This is a genomic window from Sphingobium sp. C100 (genome assembly GCF_000508185.1).
In the GTDB taxonomy this organism is placed as follows: domain Bacteria; phylum Pseudomonadota; class Alphaproteobacteria; order Sphingomonadales; family Sphingomonadaceae; genus Sphingobium.
On sequence record NZ_AYOY01000185.1, the window covers coordinates 1 to 25,156 of the forward strand.

At 64.8% G+C, this 25,156-nt stretch carries 30 protein-coding genes; 19 read left to right on the forward strand and 11 right to left on the reverse strand.

What is annotated here, in order from left to right; genetic code table 11:
- Window positions 1-85: 85 nt before the first annotated feature.
- The 3 genes from rplM to C100_RS43335 all read right to left on the reverse strand — a co-directional run bounded on the left by rplM (window position 86) and on the right by C100_RS43335 (window position 3,010).
- Window positions 86-565, reverse strand: coding sequence for a 50S ribosomal protein L13 (rplM, locus tag C100_RS43325; RefSeq protein ID WP_024021396.1), 480 nt, complete (start codon window positions 563-565; stop codon window positions 86-88).
- Window positions 566-701: 136 nt separating this feature from the next.
- Window positions 702-1,829 carry a dihydropteroate synthase gene (folP, locus tag C100_RS43330; RefSeq protein ID WP_024021397.1) on the reverse strand — a complete coding sequence of 376 codons (1,128 nt, stop codon included), beginning with the start codon at window positions 1,827-1,829 and terminating at the stop codon, window positions 702-704.
- Between the two features lie 38 nt (window positions 1,830-1,867).
- A complete protein-coding gene (locus tag C100_RS43335; protein WP_024021398.1) occupies window positions 1,868-3,010 on the reverse strand; it encodes a site-specific DNA-methyltransferase in 1,143 nt (380 codons plus the stop codon).
- A gap of 290 nt (window positions 3,011-3,300) precedes the next feature.
- Here C100_RS43335 and C100_RS43340 point away from each other — a divergent pair, with 290 nt between their 5' ends.
- Window positions 3,301-3,636, forward strand: coding sequence for an ArsR/SmtB family transcription factor (locus tag C100_RS43340; RefSeq protein WP_024021399.1), 336 nt, complete (start codon window positions 3,301-3,303; stop codon window positions 3,634-3,636).
- Window positions 3,637-3,658: 22 nt separating this feature from the next.
- Here the strand turns inward: C100_RS43340 and fabG are convergent, their stop codons facing one another.
- Window positions 3,659-4,399 carry a 3-oxoacyl-[acyl-carrier-protein] reductase gene (gene fabG / locus C100_RS43345; RefSeq protein WP_031310107.1) on the reverse strand — a complete coding sequence of 247 codons (741 nt, stop codon included), beginning with the start codon at window positions 4,397-4,399 and terminating at the stop codon, window positions 3,659-3,661.
- Between the two features lie 59 nt (window positions 4,400-4,458).
- On the reverse strand, window positions 4,459-5,394 hold the full coding sequence (fabD, locus tag C100_RS43350; protein ID WP_031310110.1) for an ACP S-malonyltransferase: 936 nt from the start codon (window positions 5,392-5,394) through the stop codon (window positions 4,459-4,461).
- 159 nt (window positions 5,395-5,553) lie between these two features.
- Here fabD and C100_RS43355 point away from each other — a divergent pair, with 159 nt between their 5' ends.
- The 7 genes from C100_RS43355 to C100_RS43380 all read left to right on the forward strand — a co-directional run bounded on the left by C100_RS43355 (window position 5,554) and on the right by C100_RS43380 (window position 12,054).
- Window positions 5,554-7,026, forward strand: a complete 1,473-nt coding sequence (locus tag C100_RS43355; RefSeq protein ID WP_024021402.1) for an efflux transporter outer membrane subunit — start codon at window positions 5,554-5,556, stop codon at window positions 7,024-7,026.
- Complete coding sequence (locus C100_RS43360) at window positions 7,016-8,557, forward strand: efflux RND transporter periplasmic adaptor subunit (protein WP_024021403.1); 1,542 nt, start codon at window positions 7,016-7,018, stop codon at window positions 8,555-8,557. The genes C100_RS43355 and C100_RS43360 overlap by 11 nt, the downstream gene beginning before the upstream one ends.
- 6 nt (window positions 8,558-8,563) lie before the next feature.
- On the forward strand, window positions 8,564-9,265 hold the full coding sequence (locus C100_RS43365) for an ABC transporter ATP-binding protein (protein WP_024021404.1): 702 nt from the start codon (window positions 8,564-8,566) through the stop codon (window positions 9,263-9,265).
- 76 nt (window positions 9,266-9,341) lie between these two features.
- Window positions 9,342-10,547 carry an ABC transporter permease gene (locus C100_RS43370; RefSeq protein WP_024021405.1) on the forward strand — a complete coding sequence of 402 codons (1,206 nt, stop codon included), beginning with the start codon at window positions 9,342-9,344 and terminating at the stop codon, window positions 10,545-10,547.
- 125 nt (window positions 10,548-10,672) lie between these two features.
- On the forward strand, window positions 10,673-10,840 hold the full coding sequence (locus C100_RS48890; protein ID WP_024021406.1) for a hypothetical protein: 168 nt from the start codon (window positions 10,673-10,675) through the stop codon (window positions 10,838-10,840).
- A gap of 265 nt (window positions 10,841-11,105) precedes the next feature.
- Window positions 11,106-11,498, forward strand: a complete 393-nt coding sequence (locus tag C100_RS43375) for an RcnB family protein (protein ID WP_024021407.1) — start codon at window positions 11,106-11,108, stop codon at window positions 11,496-11,498.
- A gap of 154 nt (window positions 11,499-11,652) precedes the next feature.
- The gene (locus C100_RS43380) at window positions 11,653-12,054 is read left to right on the forward strand and encodes a BLUF domain-containing protein (protein ID WP_024021408.1); all 402 of its coding nucleotides are present in this window, start codon (window positions 11,653-11,655) and stop codon (window positions 12,052-12,054) included.
- Between the two features lie 41 nt (window positions 12,055-12,095).
- Here C100_RS43380 and C100_RS43385 read toward each other — a convergent pair whose 3' ends face one another.
- The gene (locus tag C100_RS43385; protein WP_024021409.1) at window positions 12,096-13,496 is read right to left on the reverse strand and encodes a GntP family permease; all 1,401 of its coding nucleotides are present in this window, start codon (window positions 13,494-13,496) and stop codon (window positions 12,096-12,098) included.
- Between the two features lie 280 nt (window positions 13,497-13,776).
- Here C100_RS43385 and rpsF point away from each other — a divergent pair, with 280 nt between their 5' ends.
- From rpsF to rplI, 3 genes are read left to right on the forward strand one after another with little or no spacing between them, the layout of a single operon-like run.
- On the forward strand, window positions 13,777-14,217 hold the full coding sequence (gene rpsF / locus C100_RS43390; RefSeq protein ID WP_024021410.1) for a 30S ribosomal protein S6: 441 nt from the start codon (window positions 13,777-13,779) through the stop codon (window positions 14,215-14,217).
- A 14-nt stretch (window positions 14,218-14,231) separates the two neighbouring features.
- Window positions 14,232-14,456: a 30S ribosomal protein S18 gene (gene rpsR, locus C100_RS43395; protein ID WP_009821298.1), complete on the forward strand. Its 225-nt coding sequence runs from the start codon at window positions 14,232-14,234 to the stop codon at window positions 14,454-14,456.
- Between the two features lie 12 nt (window positions 14,457-14,468).
- A complete protein-coding gene (gene rplI, locus C100_RS43400) occupies window positions 14,469-15,074 on the forward strand; it encodes a 50S ribosomal protein L9 (RefSeq protein WP_024021411.1) in 606 nt (201 codons plus the stop codon).
- Window positions 15,075-15,238: 164 nt separating this feature from the next.
- On the opposite strand, the gene C100_RS43405 is transcribed toward rplI, so the two are convergent.
- Entirely contained in the window at window positions 15,239-15,544 is a 306-nt protein-coding gene (locus C100_RS43405) for a hypothetical protein (RefSeq protein ID WP_024021412.1), read from the reverse strand.
- 128 nt (window positions 15,545-15,672) lie between these two features.
- Between C100_RS43405 and C100_RS43410 the strand changes: the two genes are divergently transcribed.
- From C100_RS43410 to C100_RS43430, 5 genes are all read left to right on the forward strand, one after another.
- Window positions 15,673-16,005, forward strand: coding sequence for a hypothetical protein (locus C100_RS43410; protein WP_031310114.1), 333 nt, complete (start codon window positions 15,673-15,675; stop codon window positions 16,003-16,005).
- Entirely contained in the window at window positions 16,002-16,226 is a 225-nt protein-coding gene (locus C100_RS43415; RefSeq protein WP_024021414.1) for a hypothetical protein, read from the forward strand. The genes C100_RS43410 and C100_RS43415 overlap by 4 nt, the downstream gene beginning before the upstream one ends.
- A gap of 92 nt (window positions 16,227-16,318) precedes the next feature.
- On the forward strand, window positions 16,319-17,248 hold the full coding sequence (locus tag C100_RS43420) for a DUF808 domain-containing protein (RefSeq protein ID WP_024021415.1): 930 nt from the start codon (window positions 16,319-16,321) through the stop codon (window positions 17,246-17,248).
- A 138-nt stretch (window positions 17,249-17,386) separates the two neighbouring features.
- Window positions 17,387-18,697 (forward strand): MATE family efflux transporter, encoded by a 1,311-nt coding sequence (locus C100_RS43425; protein ID WP_052028367.1) that lies wholly within the window; start codon window positions 17,387-17,389, stop codon window positions 18,695-18,697.
- A gap of 90 nt (window positions 18,698-18,787) precedes the next feature.
- Window positions 18,788-19,108: a hypothetical protein gene (locus C100_RS43430; RefSeq protein ID WP_024021417.1), complete on the forward strand. Its 321-nt coding sequence runs from the start codon at window positions 18,788-18,790 to the stop codon at window positions 19,106-19,108.
- A gap of 55 nt (window positions 19,109-19,163) precedes the next feature.
- Here C100_RS43430 and C100_RS43435 read toward each other — a convergent pair whose 3' ends face one another.
- From C100_RS43435 to C100_RS43450, 4 genes are read right to left on the reverse strand one after another with little or no spacing between them, the layout of a single operon-like run.
- Window positions 19,164-19,934 (reverse strand): ABC transporter permease, encoded by a 771-nt coding sequence (locus C100_RS43435; protein WP_024021418.1) that lies wholly within the window; start codon window positions 19,932-19,934, stop codon window positions 19,164-19,166.
- On the reverse strand, window positions 19,931-20,863 hold the full coding sequence (locus C100_RS43440) for an ABC transporter ATP-binding protein (RefSeq protein WP_024021419.1): 933 nt from the start codon (window positions 20,861-20,863) through the stop codon (window positions 19,931-19,933). Before C100_RS43440 ends, C100_RS43435 begins: the two co-directional genes overlap by 4 nt.
- Before the next feature lie 60 nt (window positions 20,864-20,923).
- Window positions 20,924-21,553, reverse strand: a complete 630-nt coding sequence (locus C100_RS43445) for a class I SAM-dependent methyltransferase (RefSeq protein WP_024021420.1) — start codon at window positions 21,551-21,553, stop codon at window positions 20,924-20,926.
- Window positions 21,554-21,591: 38 nt separating this feature from the next.
- Complete coding sequence (locus tag C100_RS43450) at window positions 21,592-22,524, reverse strand: LysR family transcriptional regulator (protein ID WP_024021421.1); 933 nt, start codon at window positions 22,522-22,524, stop codon at window positions 21,592-21,594.
- A gap of 142 nt (window positions 22,525-22,666) precedes the next feature.
- Between C100_RS43450 and C100_RS43455 the strand changes: the two genes are divergently transcribed.
- From C100_RS43455 to C100_RS0125275, 3 genes are all read left to right on the forward strand, one after another.
- Complete coding sequence (locus tag C100_RS43455) at window positions 22,667-23,824, forward strand: acyl-CoA dehydrogenase family protein (RefSeq protein ID WP_024021422.1); 1,158 nt, start codon at window positions 22,667-22,669, stop codon at window positions 23,822-23,824.
- Between the two features lie 34 nt (window positions 23,825-23,858).
- Window positions 23,859-24,950 carry an enoyl-CoA hydratase/isomerase family protein gene (locus C100_RS43460; protein ID WP_031310120.1) on the forward strand — a complete coding sequence of 364 codons (1,092 nt, stop codon included), beginning with the start codon at window positions 23,859-23,861 and terminating at the stop codon, window positions 24,948-24,950.
- 23 nt (window positions 24,951-24,973) lie between these two features.
- Window positions 24,974-25,156, forward strand: a 183-nt coding sequence (locus C100_RS0125275) for an NAD(P)-binding domain-containing protein (RefSeq protein WP_031310121.1), incomplete at its 3' end; no start/stop codon positions are given.

Genomic DNA, 25,156 nt, shown 5'->3' on the forward strand with positions numbered 1-25,156 from the left:
GCCGGAGCGGCGGCAGGGGCCGGCGCAGCGGCGGCGTCAGCGGCGATCTGCGCGAGATCGGACAGGGACTGGCGGTTATCGGACATTATGCACCCACCTTGTTCTTGCGGTTGCGCGACGCGAAATCGAGCACTTCGGGGTTCTGGGCTTCATGGACATGATCAGCACCGGCGAAGATGCGCAGGTTGCGCATCTGCTGACGACCCAGCGGACCGCGGGGGATCATGCGCTCAATGGCCTTTTCCAGGACGCGCTCGGGGAAACGGCCTTCCAGAATCTTCTGGGGGGTGGTTTCCTTGATGCCGCCGGCATAGCCGGTGTGCTTGTAATAAACCTTGTCGGTCAGCTTGCGGCCAGTGAACTTGACCTTGCCCGCGTTGATGATGATGACATTGTCACCGCAATCGACATGGGGGGTAAAGCTGGTCTTGTGCTTGCCGCGCAGGATATTCGCTACGGTCGAAGCGAGGCGACCCACGACGAGGCCTTCGGCGTCGATCAGGATCCACTTCTTTTCGACCGTCGCCGGGGTTGCCGGCTTGGTGGTCTTCATCAGCGCCTTCATGGTGCCAATACTCCAGAATGAAAAAATGAAACCGGACGCCGTTGCCGACGCCCGGAAGTGGGGCGCTAATGACCCGTCATGGCCCGCAAGTCAAGCGAATAGGCGGCTTTGCTGACGGGTAAAATAATACCCGTCGCTAGATCGTGCTCAATCCCGCGTCCGCCAGGCCGCGCCACAGGTGCAGCGCCTGCACGCTTTCACGCACGTCATGGACCCGCACCATCTGCGCGCCAAGCTGCGCGGCGCGGAACGCCAGCGCCACCGATCCGCCCAGACGCTCGGCGGCCGGCGCTTCGTTGGACAAAGCGCCGATCAACCGCTTGCGGCTGCCGGCGAAGAGCAGCGGCACGCCCAGCGCCTGAAACGTCGCCAGCCCGTTCACCAGCGCCAGATTGTCGGCCAGGCTCTTGCCAAAGCCAAGGCCCGGATCGACCATGATCTTTTCGCGCGGGATGCCCGCGTCGATACAGGCGGCGATCCGCGCCTCCAGATGATCGTGAACATCGGCCACGACATCACCATAGCCAGCGGGATTGTCGTGCGGGTCGTCCCCGGCGGAAGGGGCGTGCATCAGGATGACGGGACAACCCGCCGCGACCGCCACGTCCATGGCGCGCGGATCGTGGCGCAATGCGCTGACGTCGTTGATGACATGCGCGCCGGCGGCGAGCGCCGCCTCCATCACCGCGGCCCTGCGCGTATCGACCGATATGGCGACGCCCGACGCGGCGAGCCGCTCGACCACCGGCACGATGCGGGCGATCTCGTCCCCTTCCCACAGCCGCGGCGCCTTTGGCCGGGTGGATTCGCCACCGACATCGATCAGGGCCGCGCCGGCCGCCGCCATGGCAAAGCCCGCGTCGGCCGCCGCCTGGGGATCGTCCATATGCTTGCCGCCGTCGGAGAAGCTGTCGGGCGTGATGTTGAGGATCGCCATCACCTGCGGCGCGTCGAAGCGAATGGTTCGGTCGCCCAGCGCCAGCGGCGGACGCGGGGCGGAGATGTTGGCGGCGAGATGGCGCGCGCGCTGCGCCAGGGCGTCGGGCAGGTCGGCGATGGTGGCGGCGAAGGCGGCCACCGGGATGGTGACCCGCCCGATCCGCTGCGCGCCCCGAAGCACGGTCAGTTCATAGGCCTGGAACCAGATCAGTCCATTGCCCATCCGCGCCGCCGCCCCGTCAGGCAGGCCGATCGGCGTCGGCACATAGCATGTCGGCTTGAGGTAGAGCCGCGCGTCGGCGGGGATGTCGGAAAGCAGTGTCATGAACCATCCCCTATCCGTTTGCGAGTCAGGCCCTTATCTCAAGGTTCGTTGGCGAGCAGATAGGTCTGGCGCAACGCGTCGATCGGCTTCAGCCCCCCTTCCGCCTCATAATGCCAGAAGGTCCAGCCATTGCAGCTGGGCGCGCCCTGCAAGGTGGCGCCCATCTTGTGGATGGAGCCGGTGTCGGTTCCCACGGCGAGCGACCCGTCCGCCCGCACCTGCGCCTGCCAGCGGCGCTTGGTATCGGTCAGGATCGCGCCGGGCTTGAGATAGCCGGTTTCGACCAGCGTGCCAAAGGCGACCTTGGGCTGATTGCGGGCGCTCTGCATGATGGTGAGCGCGGATTCGTCAAGCGGCAGCGCGTCGGCGATCCGCTCCAGCGCGACCTCGATATAGCTTTCCTCCCGCTCGATGCCGATCCATTTGCGGCCCAGCCGCTTGGCGACCGCGCCGGTGGTGCCGGTGCCGAAGAAGGGATCGAGCACCACGTCGCCGGGCTTCGTGCAGGACAGCATCACACGATAGAGCAGCGCTTCGGGCTTTTGCGTCGGATGCGCCTTGGTGCCGTTGCGCTTGAGCCGTTCCTGCCCGGCACAGATCGGCAGCACCCAGTCGGAGCGCATCTGCAACTCGTCGTTGAGCGTCTTCATCGCTTTATAGTTGAACGTATATTTCGCGTCCTCGCCCTGGCTGGCCCAGATCAGCGTTTCATGCGCGTTGGTGAAGCGGGTGCCCTTGAAATTGGGCATGGGGTTGGATTTGCGCCAGATGATGTCGTTGAGAATCCAGAAGCCTTCATCCTGCAACGCCGCGCCCACGCGGAAGATATTGTGGTAGCTGCCGATCACCCAGATGCTGCCATTGGGCTTCAGAATGCGGCGCGCCTCACGCAGCCAGGCCTTGGTGAATCGGTCATAGGCGCCCAGCGTGTCGAACTTGTCCCAATCATTGTCGACCGCATCGACGCGGCCGCCCTCGGGCCGGAACAGGTCGCCGCCAAGCTGAAGATTATAGGGCGGGTCGGCAAAGATCATGTCGATGCAATTGTCGGGCAGCGACGCCATCTGCGCGATGCAGTCGCCGCGCAGCAGGCTGTCGGTTGGAATGTCCGCGGCCGCGATGGCGACTGGCGCAATCACCTTCTTCCGTCGCGGCGCTGCGACCTGTTCCATCACACCCATATATGCTTGCCCCCGTTCGTCTTGAGGACCATGCGATGAGTCCTCGGGAGTCCGCCGTCAAGATCAGCGGCTTAGCATCAATGGCTGAGACAATGGTTAACGGCGGTGAGAACGAAGCGGGAACCACAAGATATTGAGTCGCCACAGGTGCGCGAGACTCAATATCGGGCGGTGTGACTCAAAAGACTCAGCCAGAGGCGTCGATCAACTTTTTTTGGTTAACGCTGCCACAGGGCGCCCCGACGCATGAAGGCTTGCCCAATTCATAACCGTTCAGTTATGACAAGCCCATGACGAAGATGTTACAAGAGGATCGCGGCGCCACGATCGACGCCCAGTTCAAGGCCCTGTCGGACGGCACTCGCCGCGCCCTGCTGGAATATCTGGTGCGCGAAGGCGAACAGAGCGTCCATGCCCTGACGGCGGTGTCGGGGGTATCCCAGCCGATGGTGTCGCGCCACCTTGGCAAGCTCAAACGGGCCAGGCTCGTGACGGCCCGCCGCGCCGGGCGCGAAACCTATTATGCCGCGCGCGCCAAGGGGCTGGGTCCGGTGGTGCAATGGATGGCGGTCTATGGCGCACTCTGGTCGCAGCGCTTCACCGCGCTGGAGGGAATGGAGGCCTGAAAGCGCAGGCCCCCGACACCCGTCAGATCATCGCCATGCCGCCATTGACGTGCAACGTCTGGCCGTTGACATAGCCCGCTTCCTTGCTGGCGAGATAGACGACCGCCGCACCGATATCATCGCCGTCGCCCAGGTCGCCGACGGGGATCTTCGCCAGGATCGCGCCTTTCTGCGCGTCGTTCAGCGCATCGGTCATGGCCGACCGGATGAAGCCGGGCGCGACGCAGTTCACGGTGATGCCGCGGCTCGCCAATTCCTGGCCCAGGCTCTTGGACATGCCGATAATGCCGGCCTTCGACGCGCAATAATTGGCCTGGCCCGGATTGCCGGTGACGCCGACGACCGAGGTGATGGAGATGATGCGGCCGAAACGCGCCTTCATCATCGGCTTGGCGACGGCACGGCAAAGGCGGAATGCGGCCTCCAGATTGACCGAGATGACCTGCGACCATTCCTCGTCCTTCATCCGCAGGATCAGGTTGTCGCGCGTGATGCCGGCATTGTTGACGAGGATGTCGACCTTGCCGCCCAGCGCTTCCACCGCCTGCGGCACCAGCGCATCGACCGACGCCGAATCGGAGAGGTTGCAGACGATCGTCTTGTGGTCGCCGCCCAGTTCGGCCGCGAAGGCCTTGAGCTTGTCCTCATTGCTGCCCGACAGCGCGAGGGTCGCGCCCTGCGCGGCGAGCGCCTTCGCGATCGAGGAGCCGATACCGCCCGAAGCGCCGGTCACGAGCGCGGTCATGCCTGTAAGGTCGAACATGATAATGCCTTTCATCAATGCGTTCGTCAGTCCCGCTTTTGCGGAATGACGGGATCTGTTCAGAAGGTCGCCAGCGCGGCTTCGACATCGTCCATGGTCACGATGCTGCGGACGGTGGCGTCAGGCGCGATGCGCTTGATCATCGGGCCAAGCACCTTGCCGCCGACTTCAACGAAATCGGTGACGCCCGCATCCCACATCGCGGCGACGGATTCGCGCCAGCGCACGCGGCCGGTCACTTGCTCGACCAGCCTGGCCTTGATCTCCTGCGGGTCGGCGATCGGCGCGGCCAGCACATTGGCGTAGACCGGCAGCAGCGGCGCGGAGAGCGTCGCGGCGGCCAGCGCCTGCGCCATCGCATCGGCGGCCGGCTGCATCAGCGGGCAATGGAAGGGCGCCGACACCGGCAGCAGCACGCCGCGCTTGATGCCATGGTCCTTCACCATGGCGACGGCGCGCTCGACCGCGCCGCGATGGCCCGAAATGACGACCTGCGATGGATCATTGTCGTTGGCGACAGTGCAGATTTCGCCCTGCGCCGCAGCATCGGCCAAGGCCTGCGCCTTGTCGATATCCGCGCCCAGCAGCGCCGCCATCGCGCCTTCGCCCACCGGCACGGCCGCCTGCATCGCCTGGCCACGCAGTTTCAGCAGCCGCGACGTGGTGGTGATGTCGAAAGCCTCGACCGCGCACAGCGCGCTATATTCGCCCAGGCTGTGGCCGGCGACATAATCGCCCCTGTCGCTCAGCGAAAAGCCGCCTTCCCTCTGCATCACCCGCAGCGTGGCGATGGCGTTGGCCATGATCGCGGGCTGGGCATTCTCCGTCAGGGTCAGGTCGCTCTCCGGCCCATCGACCATGATGCGGAACAAATGCTGCGACAGCGCGTCGTCGACCTCCTGAAACAGCTCCCTGGCCGCCGGACTGGCGTCGGCCAACGCCTTGCCCATCCCCACCGACTGGCTGCCCTGCCCCGGAAAAACAAATGCCCGCATCACTCACCTCTGACCTACAGCGCATTGCAAAAAGCGCTGATTTCCAATGCCGTTACACTTTGAGACATAAATGTCGTTGAGCCGTACATGGCCCTGCGGCAGTCAGGGACAGAACGTTCGCCACCCCAGCCGGGATGGCGTGAAGCGGCCCCTTTAACGATGACGGAGTGCAAGGAAAAGGTGCGATATCGCATATCCTGGATCAGCGGGTCGGCGCTGCTGCTGTCCGCCTGCGCCGCCGGCCCCGATTATCGCGCTCCGCAGGCGGCGTCGCTCGGCATTCCCGAGGCTTATAGCCAGGGCAATGGCGCGGCGATCGACACGGCGGAGCTGGCGCAATGGTGGACGCGGCTGGACGATCCCGCGTTGAGCGCCCTGATCGACCAGGCGATCGCCAACAATCTGGACATCGTGCAGGCGCAGGCGCGGCTGCGGCAGGCGCGCGAAAGCCTGCGCCAGGCCAATGCCGGCTTCCTGCCGCAGGTGAGCGGATCGGCCAGCGGCGGCAAGAATTACCGTAGCCAGGCCGGCGGCACCCGCGTCGATGATAGCGGCAATGTCATCAGCACGGGCGCGAGCAACTGGTCGAGCAGCTATTCGGTCGGCGCCAACGCCAGTTGGCAGGTCGATCTGTTCGGCGAACTCTCCCGCTCGGCCGAAGCGGCGCGGGCCGATCTTTCCGCCTCAGGCTTCGACCTGGCCAATGTGCGGATGACCATCATTTCCGAACTGGTCACCAATTATGTGCAGGCGCGGCTGGCCCAGGAACAGCTTCGCGTGGCGCGGGAAACGCTGGCGGTCCAGCAGGATAATTACCAGATCGCCGACTGGCGCTTGCAGGCCGGTCTCGTTTCCTCGCTCGACGAACAGCAGGCCAAGGCGCAACTCGCCCAGACCAGCGCCAGCATCCCGCAGTTGGAGGCGAGCCTGAGGGGCAGCCTGAACCGCATCGCCGTGCTGACGGGACAGGCGCCGGGCGAAGCGACCCGCGCGCTGGAGACCCCCGCCCCCATCCCGGTCGCCCCGACGCGGATCGTCACCGGCATCCCCGCCGACACGCTGCGCCAGCGGCCCGATGTGCGATCGGCCGAACGGACGCTGGCCGCCGCGACGGCGCGGATCGGCGTCGCGCAGGCACAGCTTTATCCCGCGCTGGGCATCAGCGGGAATATCGGCACCACGTCGAACAGTTTCAAAGAGCTGTTCAGCCTGATTACCGGCGGCGTTTTCGCCAATGTGGCGCAGACCATCTTCGACGGCGGTCGCCTCGCCTCGCAGGTGCGATCGCAAAAGGCCGCGACCGACGCCGCCTTCGCCGCCTACAAGCAGAGCGTCCTCACCGCGCTGGAGGATGTCGAGAACGCCATGGCGTCGCTGTCCAGCGCCCGCGCGCGCAAGGCGGCGTTCGCCACCGCCTATGAAGCGTCCAACAATGCCGCGATCCTGGCGCGCAGCCAGTATCAGGCGGGCCTGATCGACTTTCAGACATTGTCCAATAATGAAAACACCCTGTTGAACGCGCGCAACAGCCTGGCTTCCGCCGAAGCCGACGAAGCCCTCGCCATCGCCCAGCTTTACAATGCGCTGGGCGGCGGCTGGCAGAGCATGGATAACCGCCCCGATGAGCAATGACGTGACCACCGACCAGGATCTCGACGACTTTTTGGGCGCAAAGCCCCAGAAACCGTGGCGTAAGTGGGCGATCCGGGGCGGCATCGGCCTGATCCTGCTGATCGCCGTGCTGCTGGTCGCCCGCTGCTTCGCCGGCGAGGATCAGGCCAATTATGCGACGCGCGAGGTGCGCAAGGGCGACCTGACCGTCACCGTGTCGGCCACCGGCAACCTCAAGCCGATCAACCAGGTCGATGTCGGGTCCGAGCAATCGGGCAAGATCACCCAGGTGTATGTCGATGTGAACGATCGGGTCACGCGTGGGCAGAAGCTCGCCGAACTCGACACCCGCCGACTGGTCGATACGGTGACGCAGAACCGGGCGCAGGTCGCCTCTTCACAGGCCAGCGTCGCGCAGGCGCAGGCGCAGGTGGCGCTGGCCAAGGCGACGCTCGACCGGCAGGAAAATGTGTTCAAATTGTCGGGCGGCCGCGTGCCCGCCAGGACCGAACTGGACAGCGCGCGCGCCGATTATCAGGGTGCGCTTGCCAATCTCCGTTCCACCCAGGCGCAGGTCAGCGTCGCGCAGGCGGGGCTTTCCACCGCCCAGACAAACCTGTCGATCGCGCAGATCGTCTCGCCCGTGACCGGCGTGGTCCTGTCGCGCGACATCGAACCGGGACAGACCGTCGCCGCCTCGCTCAACGCGCCGGTGCTCTTCACCATCGCGGAGGATCTGACGCAGATGGAAGTGGAAGTGTCGGTGGACGAAGCCGATGTCGGCCAGGTGAAGGACGGCCAGACCGCGACCTTTGCCGTGGACGCCTTTCCCGGCCGCAGCTTCCCCGCCACGGTGACGCGGGTGAATGTGGGATCGAACGGATCGACCAGTTCGTCCTCATCCTCGACCAGCAGCAGCACGACCAGCACGTCGGGCACGGTCGTCGCCTATACCGCCGTGCTGTCGGTCGACAATCGGGACGAAATCCTGCGCCCCGGCATGACCGCGACCGCCGACATCGTGACGCAGGAACTGCATGACGTGCTGCTGGTCCCCAACAGCGCCTTGCGCTTCAAGCCCAGCAGCGGCGCGGCGCAGGGCGGCGGCATCACCAGCGTCCTGCCCGGCCCGCGCCGTTTCCGGCGCGGCAGCAGCCAGCAGGTCAATTTCGGCGCGGGTAGCGCCCAGACGGTCTATATCGTCGGCGAAGACGGCAGTCCCAAGGCGGTGCAAGTGGTGGTCGGCGCGAGCGACGGGTCGCGCACCGTGGTCACCGGCGGCGACCTGAAGCCCGGCATGAAGGTCATCACCGGCCAGCTCGCCGCGGGCCAGCAGGCGCCGGTCGAGGACCAGAAGGCCGATACCGGGCGCACGCAGGGCAAGGAGACGGGCGATCGTCCGCGCAACCCCTCCACCGACGGCAGCCCGGCGAGCGTGGGCAAGCTGGGCAATTCAGGTGACGCCGCGCCGGAAACCGCGCCCGTCGCGCCCGTGAATGGCGACCCCGCCCCCGCCGCGACGCGCGGCACGGGGCGGCAGAGCGGAACCTGACGCGCAATGGCCGAACAACCGATCATCTCGCTGCGCGGCGTGACCAAGATCTATGGCGAGGGGCCGACCGCGTTCCAGGCGCTCAAGGGCATTGATCTCGACATTGCGCAGGGCGACTTCGTGGCGGTCATGGGGCCTTCGGGCTCAGGCAAGTCGACGACGATGAACATCCTGGGCTGCCTGGACGTGCCGTCGGCGGGCGAATTCCAGTTCAAGGGGCGCCATGTCGAAACGCTCGACCGCGACCAGCGCGCGCTGTTGCGCCGGCGCTATCTGGGCTTCGTCTTCCAGGGCTTCAACCTGCTGTCGCGCACCACGGCGCTGGAAAATGTCGAACTGCCTTTGCTGTATCGCGGCGAGGACAAGAAGCAGCGCTACGACATGGGCATGGCCGCGCTCGACAAGGTGGGCTTGCGCGAATGGTGGGACCATACGCCCGCCGAGCTTTCCGGCGGCCAGCAACAGCGCGTCGCCATCGCCCGCGCCATCGTGACGCAACCCGATGTGCTGCTGGCGGACGAGCCGACCGGCAATCTCGATTCGGAACGCTCGATCGAAATCATGGAATTGCTGACCGACCTCAACCGCAACAGCGGCATCACCGTCCTGATGGTGACGCACGAACAGGACATGGCCGCGTTCGCGCGCACGATCGTCCATTTCAAGGATGGGCTGGTCGAACGGATCGAGAAGGGATTGCGGGGGTGAAGCAAATGCGTTTCCGATGCCATGGTCCCGTCATCCTGAACCTGTTTCAGCATAACGCCTATTTCGAGATCACCCCATGCTAGGCACCACCGTCATCCTCGCCTTTCGGGCGATCAACCGGCACAAGCTGCGCAGCTTCCTGACCACGCTGGGCATCATCATTGGCGTGGCGGCCGTCGTCACCATGGTGACGCTGGGCAATGGCGCGACAGCCGCCGTGCGGGAGCAGATCAGTTCGCTGGGCGCCAACGTCCTCCAGCTTCGTCCCGGCCAGGGCTTTGGCCGCGGCGGCGGCGGGCCGCGCCCGCCCGACTTCAAGGAAGCCGACCTCACCGCCATCCAGAACCAATTGACCGGCGTGCGCGCCGTGGCGCCCGTGGTGCAGTCGAGCGGCACCGCCATCTATGAGGGCAATAACTGGTCGACCACCGTCTATGGCACGACATCGGCCTATTCCGAGGTGCAGCAATGGAAGGTCGCCGACGGCCGGCTGTTCATGCCGGACGAGGAAGAAGCGGGCAAAGCGGTCTGCATCATCGGCAATACGGTGCGCACCAACCTGTTCCAGAATAACGATCCGCTGGGCAAGCGGATGCGGATCAAGGGCGTGTCCTGCCAGGTGGTGGGTGTTCTTTCCACGCGCGGCCAGGGCGGCTTTGGCGACCAGGACGATGTCGTCGTCATGCCGATCAAGTTCGTCCAGCGCCGCTTCACCGGCGACCGCGACGTCAGCCAGATCATGGTCGCGGTCGACGACGCCTATGACACGTCGGTGGTGCAGACCAGCCTGGAGGAGCTGATGCGCGAGCGGCGCAAGATCAAGCCGGGCGACCAGGATAATTTCAACGTCTTCGACACCAAGCAGATCAGCGACACGCTGACCGGCACGACGACCATCCTGACGCAGATCGTCGGCGCGGTGGCGGCGATCTCGCTGCTGGTGGGCGGCATCGGCATCATGAACATCATGCTGGTGTCGGTGACGGAGCGCACCCGCGAAATCGGCATCCGCCTCGCCATCGGCGCGGTCGCGCGCGAGGTGCTGATGCAGTTTCTGGTGGAAGCGATCGTGCTGTCCTGCCTGGGCGGGCTCATCGGCCTGTTCCTGGCGCTGATCGCGTCGGTCGCCATCGCGCCGCTGATGCAGGTGCCTTTCCTCTTCGATCCCAAGGTGAACATGATCGCCTTTCTGTTTTCAGCCGCGATCGGGGTGGTGTTCGGCTATTTCCCGGCGCGCCGGGCCGCGAGCCTCAATCCAATCGACGCCCTGCGCCATGAATGAGCTGGAACCGGCGGGCTGATACAATTTCCGACAAATGGGGATGTCGCGGGGGATAATCCTGCGACATTGTTTTCCTAATGCCCCTTCCATGCCGCCATGTCGGCGCGCGGAAGGAGCCAAGCCCCATGAAGACCATCGCCATGAGCATCGCCAGCAGCGCGCTGGTTCTGGGCCTCAGCCTGTCGGCCCTGACCGCCGCATCGGCGGAGCGTCCCGCCCAGCTGATCGAGGGCAAGGACCGGCCCATTCTGCTGCAACGCATGGTGGTGACGGCGACGCCCCTGCCGGGCTGATGAAAACTCTTCCCATCGGCGCCATCCGCCCCGCAGCGCTGCTGCGGGGTTTCTTTTTGCGCGCGGCCCGCGCAACCGCATCGGCGCCACAGGCCCTTATAGGGCGGAAATCACCGCTTTCTGAACGGGCATTCAGATTATATTTCAGCTTGTTACAATTTCCGACAAACTTGGCGCGCCCGCGACACATTCGCGCGACAAGCGCCGCCTATCTCTGTCTTCGACGCCAAGGAATGGCGCCCGAGACAAAGGTAAGGAGCAAGACATGTTCAAGAAGATCCTGATCGCCCTGGCCACCACCACCCTGGTCGCCAGCCCCATCGTCACCGCCCAGGCCCAGGCCGCCCCCTATCATTCCACCCACGGCAAGAAGGAAGTGAGCCGTACGGTCGTCAAGCAGAAGGATAATGGCCGCACCGTCGTCAAGAAGAAGCAGACCACCGTGCGCAAGGCCACCCCGACGTCCCGCCGCTGGGCCAAGGGTCAGCGCTTCGACCGTCGCTACGCCAGCAATTATCGCGTCGTCAGCAACTATCGCGACTATCGCCTGTCCGCTCCGCCGCGCGGTTATCAGTGGGTCCGTTCGGGCAATGACGCGGTGCTGATCGCGATCACCAGCGGCCTGATCGGTGCGGTCATCGGCAACGCGATCCGTTAAGAGCGCGCTTGCACTGCACTAAAGGCCGGCGCCCCGGAAGAGCCATCCTCTTCCGGGGCTTCGCCATATTCAGGCCTGATCGAGATCAAATACCGGATGTTAAGGGCTTATAATACATAGCCGATGCCGTCGGGGGGCGTAGTCGGAAAATTTCATGTCCTTGTATCAGATCATGTATATCAGCAGCGTCACCTTCCCGGTCAGCGCGGCCCAGTGCAGGGCCATCGCCAGCGCCGCCGCCGACCGCAACCGGTCGTCGGGCGTGACCGGGCTGCTGCTTTTCAACAGCAAGCGTTTTCTTCAGGTGCTGGAAGGCCCCAGGGACGCGGTCGAGCGCATCTATGAGCGGATCAGCCGCGATCCCCGCCATTGTGCCATCGTCAAGCTGCGCGAGATGCAGATCGAAACGCGCGAATTTGGCGAATGGGGCATGGCCTATGACGATCCCACCTGTCCATCGGACAGTCTCAAGGACAAGGTCGTCGCCCTGCTTGACCATGCCGGTCCTTCGACCCGCGCACATTTCATCGGTTCGGCTGAGATGCACCGGGGCTAGGCCGTGGCAGATCGGGTCGGCCGGTCCTGCGGAGGCCGGCTTCAGACCAGCCCTGTCAGATAATAGACCGCGATCACCACGAACACCGTCAGCGTCTTGATGACCGTCAGCGCGAAAATATCCTTATAAGCCTGGCGATGGGTCAAGCCGGTCACGGCCAGCAGGGTGATGACCGCGCCATTATGCGGCAGGCTGTCCATGCCGCCCGACGCCATGGAGGCGACGCGGTGCAGCACTTCGCGGGGAATGCCCGCCGCATCCCCCGCCGCCGCGAACTGATCGGCCATGGCGGCGAGCGCAATGGAAAGCCCGCCGGAGGCCGAGCCGGTGATGCCGGCGAGCGAGGTCACGGTAACGGCTTCATTGACCAAGGGATTGGGAATCGCCTTGAGCGCTTCCTTGACCATCAGGAAGCCCGGCAGCGCCGCAATGACCGCGCCAAAACCATATTCGACCGCCGTGTTCATCCCGGCCAGCAACGCGCCGCCGACCGCCGCCTTCGATCCGTCGGCAAAGCGCCGCGCCACGGTGGGATAGGCAAAGAGCAGGATCGTCCCGATGCCCAGCAGCAACGCCCCCTCCACCGCCCAGAGCGCCGCCATCTGCGCCACCTGCACGCTGACAGGGTCGGTCATGCCCGGCAGCGCGAGCGTTACCGTCTCGCCTCCGGCCCAGCGCGGGATCGCCATGGTGAGCAGCAAATTGCCCACGCCCACAACCAGCAGCGGCAACAGCGCGATCAACGGATGCACGTCCGCCGTCTCCTCATGCCGGTCGGGTTCGTTCACCAGGGTTTCGGGGGCGCCATAGCCCTCCCCCGCCGCCATCAGGCTGCGTCGACGCCAGCCCAGATAGGTCAGACCGGCGACGATGATGCAAATCGACCCGATCAGCCCCAGCACCGGCGCGGCCCAGGCGGTGGTGCCGAAAAAGCTGGCGGGAATGATGTTCTGGATCTGCGGCGTGCCCGGCAACGCATCCATGGTGAAGGTGAGCGCGCCAAGGCCGATGGTCGCGGGCACCAGCCGCTTGGGGATGTCGGCGCGCCGGAACATCTCGGCGGCGAAGGGATAGACGGCGAACACCGCCACGAACACCGACACCCCGCCATAGGTCAGCAGCGCCGTCACGATCATGATCGTGGGGATAGCCCGGCCCGCGCCGATGAAACCGATCACCGCCGTCACGATGGCGCGAGAAAAGCCGGCAATCTCCACCAGCTTGCCGAACAGCGCGCCCAGCAGGAATACGGGGAAATAGAGTTTCAGGAAACTGGCGGCCTTTTCCATGAAGAGGCCCGAAAAGGCGGCGGGAACGGCGGCGGGATCGGTCAGGAACACGGCCAGCATGGCCAGCAGCGGCGCCATGACGATGACGCTCATCCCGCGATAGGCCGCGATCATCAACAGGATCAGCGATAATGCGGCAATCGCAACGGCCATGAGAATTCCACCCCCCTTTTGCCCCCTACTGTAGACGGGCTGTGCTTCTCTTCCTGCGACTCACGATAGAAGGAAGAACAGGACTTCGACAAGTTCGGCGCGAATGGCCATTTATTCGGCTTGCGCGCTTGCCTTTCCACCGCCTTTGCGTCATAGGCGCGCCTTCGCACGGCACCGGGGTGACTCGGCGGCGCCGCGAAGCATTGACTTGAGACGACAGCCGGAGGGGCGTCGCGCATGGGGCGCGCGTCAGCGATCGGCCAACAGATGAGGCTATGACATGGCTCTTTACGAGCACGTCTTCCTTGCGCGCCAGGATCTGGCACAGGCGCAGGTTGACGCACTGGCGGAAACCGCCACGAAGATCGTCGAGGATATGGACGGCAAGGTGACCAAGGTCGAGACCTGGGGCCTGCGTTCGCTCGCGTACAAGATCGCCAAGAACCGCAAGGCGCACTATGTGATGCTGAACATCGCCGCCCCCGCCGGCGTCGTCGCGGAACTGGAGCGCCAGACCCAGATCAACGAAGACATCATCCGCTACATGACCGTCAAGGTCGATGAGCTGGAAACCGGTCCGTCGGTGATGATGCGCAAGCAGGAACGCTCGGAACGCGGCGATCGTGGCCCGCGCGGCGACCGTGGTGATCGTGGTGATCGTGGCCCTCGCGAAGATCGTGGCCCGCGCCGCGACCGCGAAGACGCCCCGGCTGCTGAATAAGGAGATCTGAAACCATGGCACGCCCGTTTTTCCGCCGCCGCAAGAGCTGCCCCTTCGCCGCCAAGGATGCGCCGAAGATCGATTATAAGGACGTCCGTCTGCTCCAGGGCTTCGTGTCCGAGCGCGGCAAGATCGTCCCCAGCCGCATCACGGCCGTTTCGGCCAAGAAGCAGCGTGAACTGGCTTCGGCCATCAAGCGCGCCCGTCACCTGGGCCTGCTGCCCTACATCGTGAAGTAAGGGAGTAACCCCATGGAAATCATCCTGCTCGAACGTATCGAGAAGCTGGGCGCGATCGGCGACGTCGTAACCGTCAAGGACGGCTACGCACGTAACTTCCTGCTGCCCAACAAGAAGGCGCTGCGCTCCAACAACGCCAACCGGGCGGTGTTCGAAGCCAACCGCGCCCGGATCGAAACAGAAAACGCCGCCCGTCGAGGCGACGCTGAAAAAGCCGCCGAAGGCGTCAACGGCAAGCAGATCGTCCTGATCCGCCAGTCGTCCAACGCCGGCCATCTTTACGGTTCGGTCGCCGTCCGCGACGTGGTGGAAGCGCTGCACGCCGATGGCGTCACCGACGTCACCAAGGCGATGGTCGTGCTGGAACGCCCGATCAAGACCCTGGGCGTGTTCGACGTCAAGGTCGCGCTGCACCCCGAAGTCGCCGTCACCATCACGGTGAACGTCGCTCGTTCGCCTGAAGAAGCCGAACTGCAATCGCAGGGCGTCGACGTGATGGCCGAAATGTTCGAAAAGGACGAAGCGGGCTTCACCGAGGATTATGATCCCAACGCGGAACCCGGCGAAATCGCCGCGGAAACCGAAGAAGCCCCGGCCGAGGACGAAACCGAAGCCTGAGTTTCCTGACGGATCGAACGAGAAAGCCGCCCCTTACCGGGCGGCTTTTTTGTTTGTGGGCGACGACGGGTTTGAGAGGAAGCGGACGGGCAGCCTATCTATGCCCCACCCGCCTGCGCGAGGGGGAATGAGGTCCGCTGCTGATCGCTGTCGGCGGCCCGCCTTCATCCATGCCCTCGTTTCCGTCGCGTTTCCCAACCCTTTTTCGCGGCGGCAGAACGATCCGCCGCGGATCGGCGCGATGACGCGGCGCCGCCTTTGCGACCGCCCTTGCGCGACGACACATGCGTGTCCGGCTTGCCGCGCCCGGACCCCAACTTGTTGCCGCCACCCGATTCCTTGTTCACCGTGGCCCAGGCGCGACGTTCGGCCTCATCATGGCTGACGCCGCGATCCTCATAGCCTTCCTCGATATGTTCGGCCTTGCGCTTCTGCTTGTCGGTGTAGCTGCTCTTGTCGCCCTGGGGCATGGTCCTTCTCCTTCACGCCGCTCGCCTTGCAAAACACGCGATCACCCTGCCCGTTCATTTCGATGCGATCGCGTCACGATAATGGCGCGGCGCGGGGAACGGCTGCCGCCACCGGGCGTTCGACCTGCATGGAAGACCGCACCCTGATCGAACGGCTGGCCCGCCATCTGGCGGCGATGAACCCGGATGGCTGGCCCGACCGGGTGGAGGACGCCGCCAGCATCCTGGCCATCCTGAAAGAGCCCGACGCCGCTATGCGGACCGTGGGCGATGTCGAGGCATGGGGTGCGATGATCGACGCGGCGCTGCGGGAACGCTGGTCGCTCGGCCACGCGGGTGGCGGCATGGAACCGCCGGGCGGCACCGATGAGGAAGGTGACATGCGCCTGACGCCGGACGCGGTTAGCAGTGACCGGGCCGACTGGATTCATCTTCACCACGGGCAGGAGAAGTCATCATGAAGGGGTTGTTGAAACTGGGCGTCATCACGGGCCTGGGCTATTTCGCGATCAAGGGGTGGCGCGACTGGATGGGCGGCAGTGATGCCGACGATCGCGGGCCGGTCGGATCGTCCGGCATCGTGCGGGACGCGGGGCCGCAGCATGGCGAAGCCGATTGGGACAAGGTCGACGAACAATCCGACGAAAGCTTTCCCGCCAGCGATCCGCCGGGCAATTTCTGAACCGACACAATCCGTTGCTCCCCTGATGCGCCGCCCCTAATAGGTGGGCATCGGGTGGCGCGTCCGCCGCCCGCAACAGGGGACCATCATCCATGCCTTCGGGTCTGATCGCGCTGCTCGATGACGTGGCGGGCATCGCCAAGCTCGCCGCCACTTCGCTGGACGATGTCGCGGGCGCGACCGGAAGGGCGGGATCAAAGGCGGCCGGCGTGGTCATCGACGACACGGCGGTGACGCCCAATTATGTCATGGGCCTGACGCCGGACCGCGAATTGCCGATCATCTGGAAGATCGCCAAGGGGTCGATCCGCAACAAGATCATTTTCCTGTTGCCGGCCGCCCTGCTGCTGTCGGCCTTCGCCCCCTGGCTTTTGCCGCCACTGCTCATGGCGGGCGGCGCCTTCCTGTGTTTCGAGGCGGTGGAAAAGCTGATCGAGGCTATGGGCGGCGGGCATGACGTGGCGCAGCTCGCGGTCGAGACGCATAATTCGGCGGACCTGGAGCAACAGAAGGTCTCCGGCGCGATTCGCACCGACTTCATCCTGTCGGGCGAGATCATGGCGATCGCGCTGGGCACCGTGGCGAGTGAACCCATCTGGGAACAGGCGGTCGTGCTGGCGGTCGTTGCCGTGCTCATCACGGCGGGCGTTTACGGCGTCGTCGGCCTGATCGTGAAGATGGACGATATCGGGCTTCATCTTGCCCAGCGCCCGTCTGCCGCCACACAGGCGCTCGGCCGTGGGCTGGTGAAAGCGATGCCGATCCTGATGTCCGTCCTGAGCGTGGTCGGCACCGCCGCGATGCTGTGGGTCGGCGGCGGGTTGATCGTCCATGGCCTGCATGAATTTCACTGGGAACTGATACCCGGCGCGATCCATCATGTGGCCGCCGGCGCCGCCCATGCCCTGCCCGTTATGGGGCCTGCGGCGGACTGGATCGTCAACGCCATTGGCGGCGCGATCGTCGGGCTGGTGGTCGGTGGGATCATCGTCGCGGTCCTGCATCTGTTCAAGAAGCACTGAGGCGGATAGGAGGGCACGCCATCCCGGACGATCGGGGGCAGACGGCCGGGATCTTCATCCTCTTTCGGACATATCGACGTGACCCACCCCTCCCCCTGGCGCATCGAGGCCGGCGCGCTGATCGCGCTGGCGTTGCCGATGATCGCGGGCAATATCGCCTGGTCGGCGATCGCCGCGAGCGACCTGCTGCTGCTCGGCCGGCGCGGCGCGGAGAGTGTGGCGGCCGGCGCGCTCGCCATCAACCTGTTCCACGCATTTCTGATTTTCGGTATGGGCCTGGTCACCGCCGCGTCACCCCTGATCGCCAGCGAGCGCGGCCGACGCCGCCATTCGGTGCGCGACGTGCGGCGCACCGTCCACCAGACGCTGCGTGCGGCGCTGTTCTTCGTCCTCCCCGCCTGGCTGATCCTCTGGCATTGCGAGGGGATATTGCGCGCGCTGGGGCAACAGCCCGACCTGGCATATGGCGCCGGGCAGGTGATGCGCGGTCTGCAATGGGCGCTGCTGCCTTTCCTCGGCTTCACCACGCTGCGCAATTTCATCGCCGCGCTGGAACGGCCGGTCTGGGGCCTGCTCATCATGCTGGCGGCCATTCCGTTGAATATCCTCGCTGGCTGGGCGCTGATCTTCGGCCATCTGGGACTGCCCGCGCTGGGCCTGTTCGGTGCGGGGCTGGCGAGCAGCCTGTCCTCCAGCTTCCTGTTCCTGGGGCTGCTTGCGGTCATCCTGATCGATCGGCGTTTCCGCCGCTATCGGCTGATGGGCCGGTTCTGGACTCGCGATCGCGAACGCCAGCAACAGGTCTGGGCGCTGGGCCTGCCGATCGCGATAACGCTGGGGTTTGAAACGACGGTGTTCAATGCCTCCGCTTTCCTGATGGGGTTGATCGGCCGCGATTCGCTCGCCGCCCACGCCGTCGCGATCCAGATCGCGGCGCTGGTGTTCATGGTGCCGATGGGCATCGGGCAGGCCGCGACGGTGCGGGTCGGCATGGCCTATGGGCGCGGGGATCGCGCCGGTGTCGGGCGTGCCGGCTGGCTGGCGCTGATCATCGGCACCGGCTTTGCCTGCGCCGCGGCCGCGCTGTTGATCCTGATGCCGCGCCTGCTGGTGTCCGCCTTCCTCGACCTTGCCGATCCCGCCAATGCGCGCACGGCCGCGCTGGCGGTCAGCTTCCTGGCGATAGCGGCGCTGTTCCAGCTGGTCGACGCCGCCCAGGCGGTGGGTTCGGGCGTGCTGCGCGGCGTGCAGGATACCCGCGTGCCGATGATCTTCGCGCTGATCGGCTATTGGATCGTGGGCATTGGCGTGGGCATAATGCTCGCGTTTCCGCTCGGCATGGCCGGTATCGGCATCTGGCTCGGCCTGGCGAGCGGGCTGGGGGCGGCCGCGCTGCTGCTCGTCGCGCGGTGGACCCTGCGCGAACGGCTGGGGCTGGTCCCGGCCTGAACGGTTCATCGCGACGATTGCACGGAAGGAAATGGTGCGGCGCACAAAGCAATTGAAAGAATCACCAAAATCGGTCAGGGAAAACCGATCATGCAAGCCCCTACCGAGATTTTTGAAGCGATCGCGCTCCAGAAGTGCCTGAAGGTGACCTATAACAAGATGGTCGTCACCCTGGCACCGCACATCCTCTACACCCGTCATGACGAGATGTATGTCGACGCCGTGACCACGGACCGCGACGGCAAGCCGCCGCGCGAGTTGAAGCTCGGCACGTTCAAGGTGGCGGGCCTGTCCGACCTTCAGGTGCTGGATGAAGCGTTCGAGGCGATGTACGGCCTCTATAATGACGGCGACGACAAATATAAGGGCGTGACCCTGTTCGCCGTGACGCCCGAGAGCCAGGCCGCCTGATTTTCAGCGGCGTTGCGCGCAACGAAGACGGGAGCGCCCGAGCGCTCCCCCCTCCTCACTTCTTCAGTCGATAGCCAGTGCGGAATATCCAGCCGATGATGGCGAGGCAGACGGCCAGCATCCCGGCGACGAAGATCAGGCTGAATTCGATCCCCACATCGCCCCGGCCGAAAAAGGTCCAGCGAAAGCCTGAGATCAGATAGACGATCGGGTTGAACAGCGTAACGGTGCGCCACGGCTCCGCCAGCATATGGACCGAATAAAAGGCGCCGCCCAGAAAGGTCATGGGCATGATGAGCAGCAGCGGGATCACCTGCAACTGCTCGAAACTTTGCGCCCAGATACCCAGGATGAACCCGAACAGGCAGAAGCTGACCGCGATCAGCACCATGAAGCCGACCATGGCGAAGGGATGCGCGACCGGCACATCGACGAACAGATGCGCGGTCAGGAAGATGATCATTCCCACGATCAGCGATTTGGTCGCCGCCGCGCCGACATAGGCGATGATCGTTTCCGCAGCGGAAACGGGCGCCGACAATAATTCATAGATGGTGCCGGTGAATTTGGGCATGTATATGCCGAAACTCGCATTGAAGATGCTTTCAGTGAACATCGCCATCATGATGAGGCCGGGCACGATGAAGGCGGCATAGGGGATGCCGTCCACCTCCGTCATGCGCGATCCGATCGCCCCGCCGAACACGACGAAATAGAGCGAGGTGGTGATGACCGGGACGAGCAGCCCGGTCAGCAACGTGCGGCGGAACCGATGCAGTTCAAAACGATAAATGGCCGAAATGGCGCGCAGATTCTGGAGACTCATGCCGCCTTCTCCTGATGGACCAGACTAACGAAAATATCCTCCAGACTGCTTTGCCGGGTGTTGATATCCTTGTAGCCTATGCCGAGGTCTCCCAACCGGCGCAGCAACGATGATACGCCGGTCCGCTCCGCCTGGGTGTCGAATATATATTCGATTTCATGGCCATCGGCGCCCAGCGTCACGTCCCATTCGGCAAGGTCGGGCGGCACCGCATCGATCGGGTCGGCCAGCACGACGGTCAGCGTCTTCTTGCCCAGCTTCTTCATGAGCGCGGTTTTGTCCTCGACCAGCATCAACTCGCCCTGGTTGATCACACCCACCCGGTCGGCCATTTCCTCGGCTTCCTCGATATAATGGGTGGTCAGGATGATGGTGACGCCGGTCTGGCGCAATTCGCCGATCAGCTTCCACATGTCGCGGCGCAGTTCCACATCGACGCCGGCGGTCGGCTCGTCCAGAAACAGCACGCGCGGTTCGTGGGACAGCGCCTTGGCGATCATCACGCGGCGCTTCATGCCGCCCGACAATTCCAGTATCTTGCTGTTGCGCTTGTCCCACAGGGACAGGTCGCGCAGAATCTTTTCGACATAGGCGTCGTTGCGGGCTTTGCCGAACAGGCCGCGACTGAAAGTCACGGTGTCGATCACCCGCTCGAACTGGTCGGTGGACAATTCCTGCGGCACCAGCCCGATCGCGGTCCGCGCGCCGCGATAATCGCGGATAATGTCGTGCCCCGCCACGTTTATGGTCCCGCCAGTCGGCCGGGCAATACCGCAGATGATTGAGATCATCGTCGTCTTGCCCGCGCCGTTCGGCCCCAGCAGCGCGAAAATCTCGCCTTCCTCAATGGTCAGATCGACGCCCTTCAGCGCCTCGAAACCTGACGCATAGCGTTTCGTCAGGCCGCTAATCTCGATGATGGATGCCATGGACCGCTCCGCCCCTTTTTGCGTTGCGGCAAAGATAGGAGGCGGATTGCCAAGTGCAACCTATTCACCGCGCCGGAAAAATCGGAAAACGGTCGCGGGCGGGAAGTTGCGCACCGTATGACCCGCGCGCACGACGTCCAGCCCCAGCGCGTCGAGAATTTCGCGGCTGACCGGCGGGCGCATCGAATAGGTGAACTGGACCAGGCTGCCGCCCGGCTTCAACATGCGAAAGGCTTCGGACAGGATGTCGGCGTGGACATGCCGGTCCATCGCCAGCAGCGGCAGTCCGCTGACCACCGTCTGATAATCGCCCGGATCACCAGCGGTCGCGGTCGATACGATCTGCGCCGGGGTTTCCAGCACCGAGACATGGGGAAAATGGCGACGCAGCCCGCGCGCGAAGGCGGGATTGATCTCCACCACCTCCAGCCGTTCGGGCGGCAGGCCGGTTTCCAGGATCGCACGCGTAAACACGCCCGTGCCGCCGCCCAGTTCCAGCACGCGACCGTCAGCAGGATCGATCTGCGCCACCATCAACCGGGCCAGATAGCGGCTGGAGGGCACCACCGACGCGGTCTGGCGCGGCTTCTTCACCCAGGCGGCCAGGAAATCGAGATATTCGGTGGCGCGGGCGCGAAAATCGCTGCTCGGCAGGGCGATCGCCCGGCTGCGCTTGGGCTTATATTGCATGGGCGAAATGCGACCGCTCTCTATCCATCGCGACTCCCTTAGCGGGGCGGACGGGCCGCGTCGATTGACTTTCGCGTAATGTCCGGGTCACGATGCCCCGACAATATGTCCACCCGTTGCTGCAACCAGTCGGCCACTGCGCCGATCCGCGCCAGCCGGCGCAGGTCGCCATGCATGACCAGCCAGAAGCTGCGGGTGATTTCCACCCGGTCGACCATCAGCGGCATCAGGCCGGGGTCGCGGCGGCCGATAAAGTCAGGCAACACGCCGATCCCTGCCCCTTCCGCGATCATCCGTTGCTGCATGATGATGCTGGTCGATCGCAAATTGGCCTCCAGCCCCGCCTCCACCTCGTCCAGATAATTGAGTTCGGGAGTGAAGATGAATTCGGGCACATAGCCGATCAGCGTATGGTGGCGCAGGTCGGCGGGCCGGCCGGGCCGTCCGACCCGCTCCAGATAGGCCGGCGACGCATAAAGATGCAGCCGATAGTCGCCCAGCCGCCGCACCGTCAGCCGCCCGCGCTGCGGCCTGGCCAGCATCACCGCCATGTCGGCTTCCCGGTTGGAGGGGTTGAGGAAGCCGGACGCGGTGATGAGATCCAGCCTGATGCCCGGATGCCGCCGGTTAAAATCGCCCATGCCGGGCGCCAGCACCCAGGTGCCGAACCCTTCCGCCACCGACAGCCGGACCTGGCCTGACAGCCGATGTTCCTGCCCCTTCACCTCCTCCATGGCGGCGAGCGCCGCGCTTTCGGCGCCTTCCGCGTGGCGCAGCAGCACCTGCCCATGGGATGTCAGCGATCGTTCGCCCATGCCCATTTCGAACAGTTCGGCGCCCAGCGCTTTTTCCAGCCGCGCCAGCCGCCGGGCGATGGTGGTCGCATCGATCCCCAGCGCGCGCGCCGCCGGCGCCACCTTGTGCGCGCGGGCCACCGCCAGGAACACGCGCAGATCATCCCAGTCGAACATCGCCTCACCTGCAAATTTGCAGATCGACCATGCACAACTTCACCGTTGCTGGCAATAACGCGGCATTGCTACAAGGACGGGGCACGGCGATCATGGCGCGCGAAACGGCATGACGAACCGAGGGGCGGAGCGAAAGGAAAGCATGACCCAATTCGACCTGACCGACGACCAGCGCGCGATCCAGGACATGGCGCAGCGTTTCACCGCCGACGCCATCACCCCGTTTGCGGGCGAATGGGACGAAAAGCATATCTTTCCCCGCGACACCATCCGCGCGGCGGCGGAGCTTGGCTTTGGCGGCATCTATGTGTCGGAGGAAGCGGGCGGCATCGGCCTTGGCCGGCTGGAAGCTGCGCTCATCATGGAGGCGATGGCCTATGGCTGCCCGTCGACCAGCGCCTTCATCTCGATCCACAATATGGGCGCCTGGATGATCGACCGTTTCGGCGGCCAGGCGGTCAAGGACACATATCTTCCCGACCTCGTCCCGATGGCGCGCATGGCGAGCTATTGCCTGACCGAGGCGGGCGCCGGGTCCGACGCCGCCAGCCTGAAAACGCGCGCGGTCCGGGACGGCGACCATTATGTCGTCACCGGCTCCAAGCAGTTCATTTCCGGCGGCGGCGAGAATGACATCTATGTCGTCATGGTGCGCACCGGCCCCGATACGCCGGAAGGCAATGGTCCCAAGGGGATTAGTTGCCTGGTCATCGAAAAGAACATGGAAGGCGTCAGCTTCGGCGCGCAGGAACGCAAGCTGGGATGGCATTCGCAGCCCACGGCGCAGGTCAATTTCGACGGCGTGCGCGTGCCGGTGGACAATCTGGTCGGTGGCGAAGGCGAAGGCTTCCGCATCGCGATGATGGGGCTGGATGGCGGACGCCTCAACATCGGCGCCTGTTCGCTCGGCGGCGCGCAGCGCTGCATCGACGAGTCCGTCCGCTATACCAGTGAGCGCAAGCAGTTCGGCCAGTCGATCGCCGATTTCCAGAATACCCAGTTCATGCTGGCCGACATGCAGACCGAATTGGAGGCCGCTCGCACCCTGCTCTATGCCGCCGCGGTCAAGGTGACGGACAATGCGCCCGACAAGACCCGCTTCGCCGCCATGGCCAAGCGACTGGCCACCGACACCGGGTCGTCCGTGGTCGATCGCGCGCTGCAACTCCATGGCGGCTATGGCTATCTGATGGATTATCCGATCGAGCGCTTCTGGCGCGACCTGCGCGTCCATTCCATATTGGAAGGCACCAACCAGGTCATGCGGATGATCATCGCGCGGGACATGCTGCGGCAATAATGCCCGTCGCTCTCCACATCCGAACGGAACCATGATGAACGACCAAGTCCTGACCATCATCGAAAACGGCGTCGGCCGCATCCGCCTGAACCGGCCCAAGGCGATCCACGCCCTGACCCCGGACATGTGCGACGCGATCAACGACGCGCTGCTGGCATGGCGCGAGGACGATGCCGTCGCCGCCGTCATGATCGACCATCTGCCCGCGCCGGACGGCGACCCAAAGCTCTCGCGCGGCTTTTGCGCGGGCGGCGACATCGCATTGATCGCCAACAGCGCCAAGGCGGACTGCGTGGAGGCGGAGCGCTTTTTCGCGCTGGAATATCGGATGAACCATCTGTTGTTCGTCTATGATAAGCCGATCGTGGCGTTCATCGACGGCATCGTCATGGGCGGGGGCGTGGGCATCTCCCTCCCCGCCCGCTATCGCGTCGCGACCGAGCGCACGACTTTCGCCATGCCCGAAACCGGCATCGGCCTGTTCCCCGATGTCGGCGGCGGCTGGTTCCTGCCGCGCCTGCCCGGCCGGGTCGGCGCGTGGCTGGCGGCGACCGGATCGCGGATCGACGGGGCCGACTGCGTCGCCGTCGGCATCGCGACGCACTATATGGCGTCGGAAGCGCTGGACGACGTGAAGGCCCGCATCCTGACGGACCCGTCGGACCTCGCCATCGTGCTGGACGCGGCGAACGCCGTCCCGCCTCCATCAAAGCTGGACGCGGCGCGTGCCGACATCGACCGGCTGTTCGCGTCGAACAAGGCGGAGGAAATCATCGCCGCGCTCAAGGCTGACGGCGGCGAATGGGCGCAAAAGCAGCTGTCGGTCCTGCGCACCAAATCGCCCCAGACGATCAAGGTCGCCCTGCGCCAGTTGGTCGAGGGCGCGCGGATGACCAGCTTCGCCGACAATATGGCGATGGAGTTCGGCCTGGCCTGCGCGATCATCCGCCGCCCCGATTTCCTCGAGGGCGTGCGCGCGCTGATCTTCGACAAGGATAATGCGCCGCGGTGGAATCCCGCGACGCTGGAGGCGGTGAGCGACGCCATGATCGATGCCATCTTCACGCCGCTGCCGCCGGAGCGGCAATGGACGCCCCTGCCTGAACTGGCCGACGCACGGGCCTGACGCAATGAGAGAGGAAGCCGGACATGACTGAGACGATCGCCTTCATCGGCCTGGGCAATATGGGCGGCGGCATGGCCGCCAACCTGCTGAAGAACGGCTATGCCGTCCGTGCTTTCGACCTGTCGGAGGACGCGCTGGCGAAGGCGGAAAGCCATGGCGCCATTCGCGCCACCAGCGCGGCCGACGCCGCCGCCGGCGCGGATGCC

Excerpts from the sequence above, each read along its gene's own strand:
- folP (WP_024021397.1), bottom strand. The coding sequence starts at position 1,829 with ATGACACTGCTTTCCGACATCCCCGCCGACGCGCGGCTCTACCTCAAG.
- C100_RS43355 (WP_024021402.1), top strand. The coding sequence starts at position 5,554 with ATGACGGAGTGCAAGGAAAAGGTGCGATATCGCATATCCTGGATCAGC.
- C100_RS43430 (WP_024021417.1), top strand. The coding sequence starts at position 18,788 with ATGCAAGCCCCTACCGAGATTTTTGAAGCGATCGCGCTCCAGAAGTGC.
- fabG (WP_031310107.1), bottom strand. The coding sequence starts at position 4,399 with ATGTTCGACCTTACAGGCATGACCGCGCTCGTGACCGGCGCTTCGGGC.
- C100_RS43435 (WP_024021418.1), bottom strand. The coding sequence starts at position 19,934 with ATGAGTCTCCAGAATCTGCGCGCCATTTCGGCCATTTATCGTTTTGAA.
- rpsR (WP_009821298.1), top strand. The coding sequence starts at position 14,232 with ATGGCACGCCCGTTTTTCCGCCGCCGCAAGAGCTGCCCCTTCGCCGCC.
- C100_RS43335 (WP_024021398.1), bottom strand. The coding sequence starts at position 3,010 with ATGGGTGTGATGGAACAGGTCGCAGCGCCGCGACGGAAGAAGGTGATT.
- C100_RS48890 (WP_024021406.1), top strand. The coding sequence starts at position 10,673 with ATGAAGACCATCGCCATGAGCATCGCCAGCAGCGCGCTGGTTCTGGGC.
- rplI (WP_024021411.1), top strand. The coding sequence starts at position 14,469 with ATGGAAATCATCCTGCTCGAACGTATCGAGAAGCTGGGCGCGATCGGC.
- C100_RS43440 (WP_024021419.1), bottom strand. The coding sequence starts at position 20,863 with ATGGCATCCATCATCGAGATTAGCGGCCTGACGAAACGCTATGCGTCA.
- C100_RS43455 (WP_024021422.1), top strand. The coding sequence starts at position 22,667 with ATGACCCAATTCGACCTGACCGACGACCAGCGCGCGATCCAGGACATG.
- C100_RS43415 (WP_024021414.1), top strand. The coding sequence starts at position 16,002 with ATGAAGGGGTTGTTGAAACTGGGCGTCATCACGGGCCTGGGCTATTTC.
- C100_RS43445 (WP_024021420.1), bottom strand. The coding sequence starts at position 21,553 with ATGCAATATAAGCCCAAGCGCAGCCGGGCGATCGCCCTGCCGAGCAGC.
- C100_RS43405 (WP_024021412.1), bottom strand. The coding sequence starts at position 15,544 with ATGCCCCAGGGCGACAAGAGCAGCTACACCGACAAGCAGAAGCGCAAG.
- rplM (WP_024021396.1), bottom strand. The coding sequence starts at position 565 with ATGAAGGCGCTGATGAAGACCACCAAGCCGGCAACCCCGGCGACGGTC.
- C100_RS43340 (WP_024021399.1), top strand. The coding sequence starts at position 3,301 with ATGACGAAGATGTTACAAGAGGATCGCGGCGCCACGATCGACGCCCAG.
- C100_RS43385 (WP_024021409.1), bottom strand. The coding sequence starts at position 13,496 with ATGGCCGTTGCGATTGCCGCATTATCGCTGATCCTGTTGATGATCGCG.
- C100_RS43365 (WP_024021404.1), top strand. The coding sequence starts at position 8,564 with ATGGCCGAACAACCGATCATCTCGCTGCGCGGCGTGACCAAGATCTAT.
- C100_RS43370 (WP_024021405.1), top strand. The coding sequence starts at position 9,342 with ATGCTAGGCACCACCGTCATCCTCGCCTTTCGGGCGATCAACCGGCAC.
- C100_RS43410 (WP_031310114.1), top strand. The coding sequence starts at position 15,673 with ATGGAAGACCGCACCCTGATCGAACGGCTGGCCCGCCATCTGGCGGCG.
- fabD (WP_031310110.1), bottom strand. The coding sequence starts at position 5,394 with ATGCGGGCATTTGTTTTTCCGGGGCAGGGCAGCCAGTCGGTGGGGATG.
- C100_RS43460 (WP_031310120.1), top strand. The coding sequence starts at position 23,859 with ATGAACGACCAAGTCCTGACCATCATCGAAAACGGCGTCGGCCGCATC.
- C100_RS43450 (WP_024021421.1), bottom strand. The coding sequence starts at position 22,524 with ATGTTCGACTGGGATGATCTGCGCGTGTTCCTGGCGGTGGCCCGCGCG.
- rpsF (WP_024021410.1), top strand. The coding sequence starts at position 13,777 with ATGGCTCTTTACGAGCACGTCTTCCTTGCGCGCCAGGATCTGGCACAG.
- C100_RS43425 (WP_052028367.1), top strand. The coding sequence starts at position 17,387 with ATGATCGCGGGCAATATCGCCTGGTCGGCGATCGCCGCGAGCGACCTG.
- C100_RS43420 (WP_024021415.1), top strand. The coding sequence starts at position 16,319 with ATGCCTTCGGGTCTGATCGCGCTGCTCGATGACGTGGCGGGCATCGCC.
- C100_RS43380 (WP_024021408.1), top strand. The coding sequence starts at position 11,653 with ATGTCCTTGTATCAGATCATGTATATCAGCAGCGTCACCTTCCCGGTC.
- C100_RS43360 (WP_024021403.1), top strand. The coding sequence starts at position 7,016 with ATGAGCAATGACGTGACCACCGACCAGGATCTCGACGACTTTTTGGGC.
- C100_RS43375 (WP_024021407.1), top strand. The coding sequence starts at position 11,106 with ATGTTCAAGAAGATCCTGATCGCCCTGGCCACCACCACCCTGGTCGCC.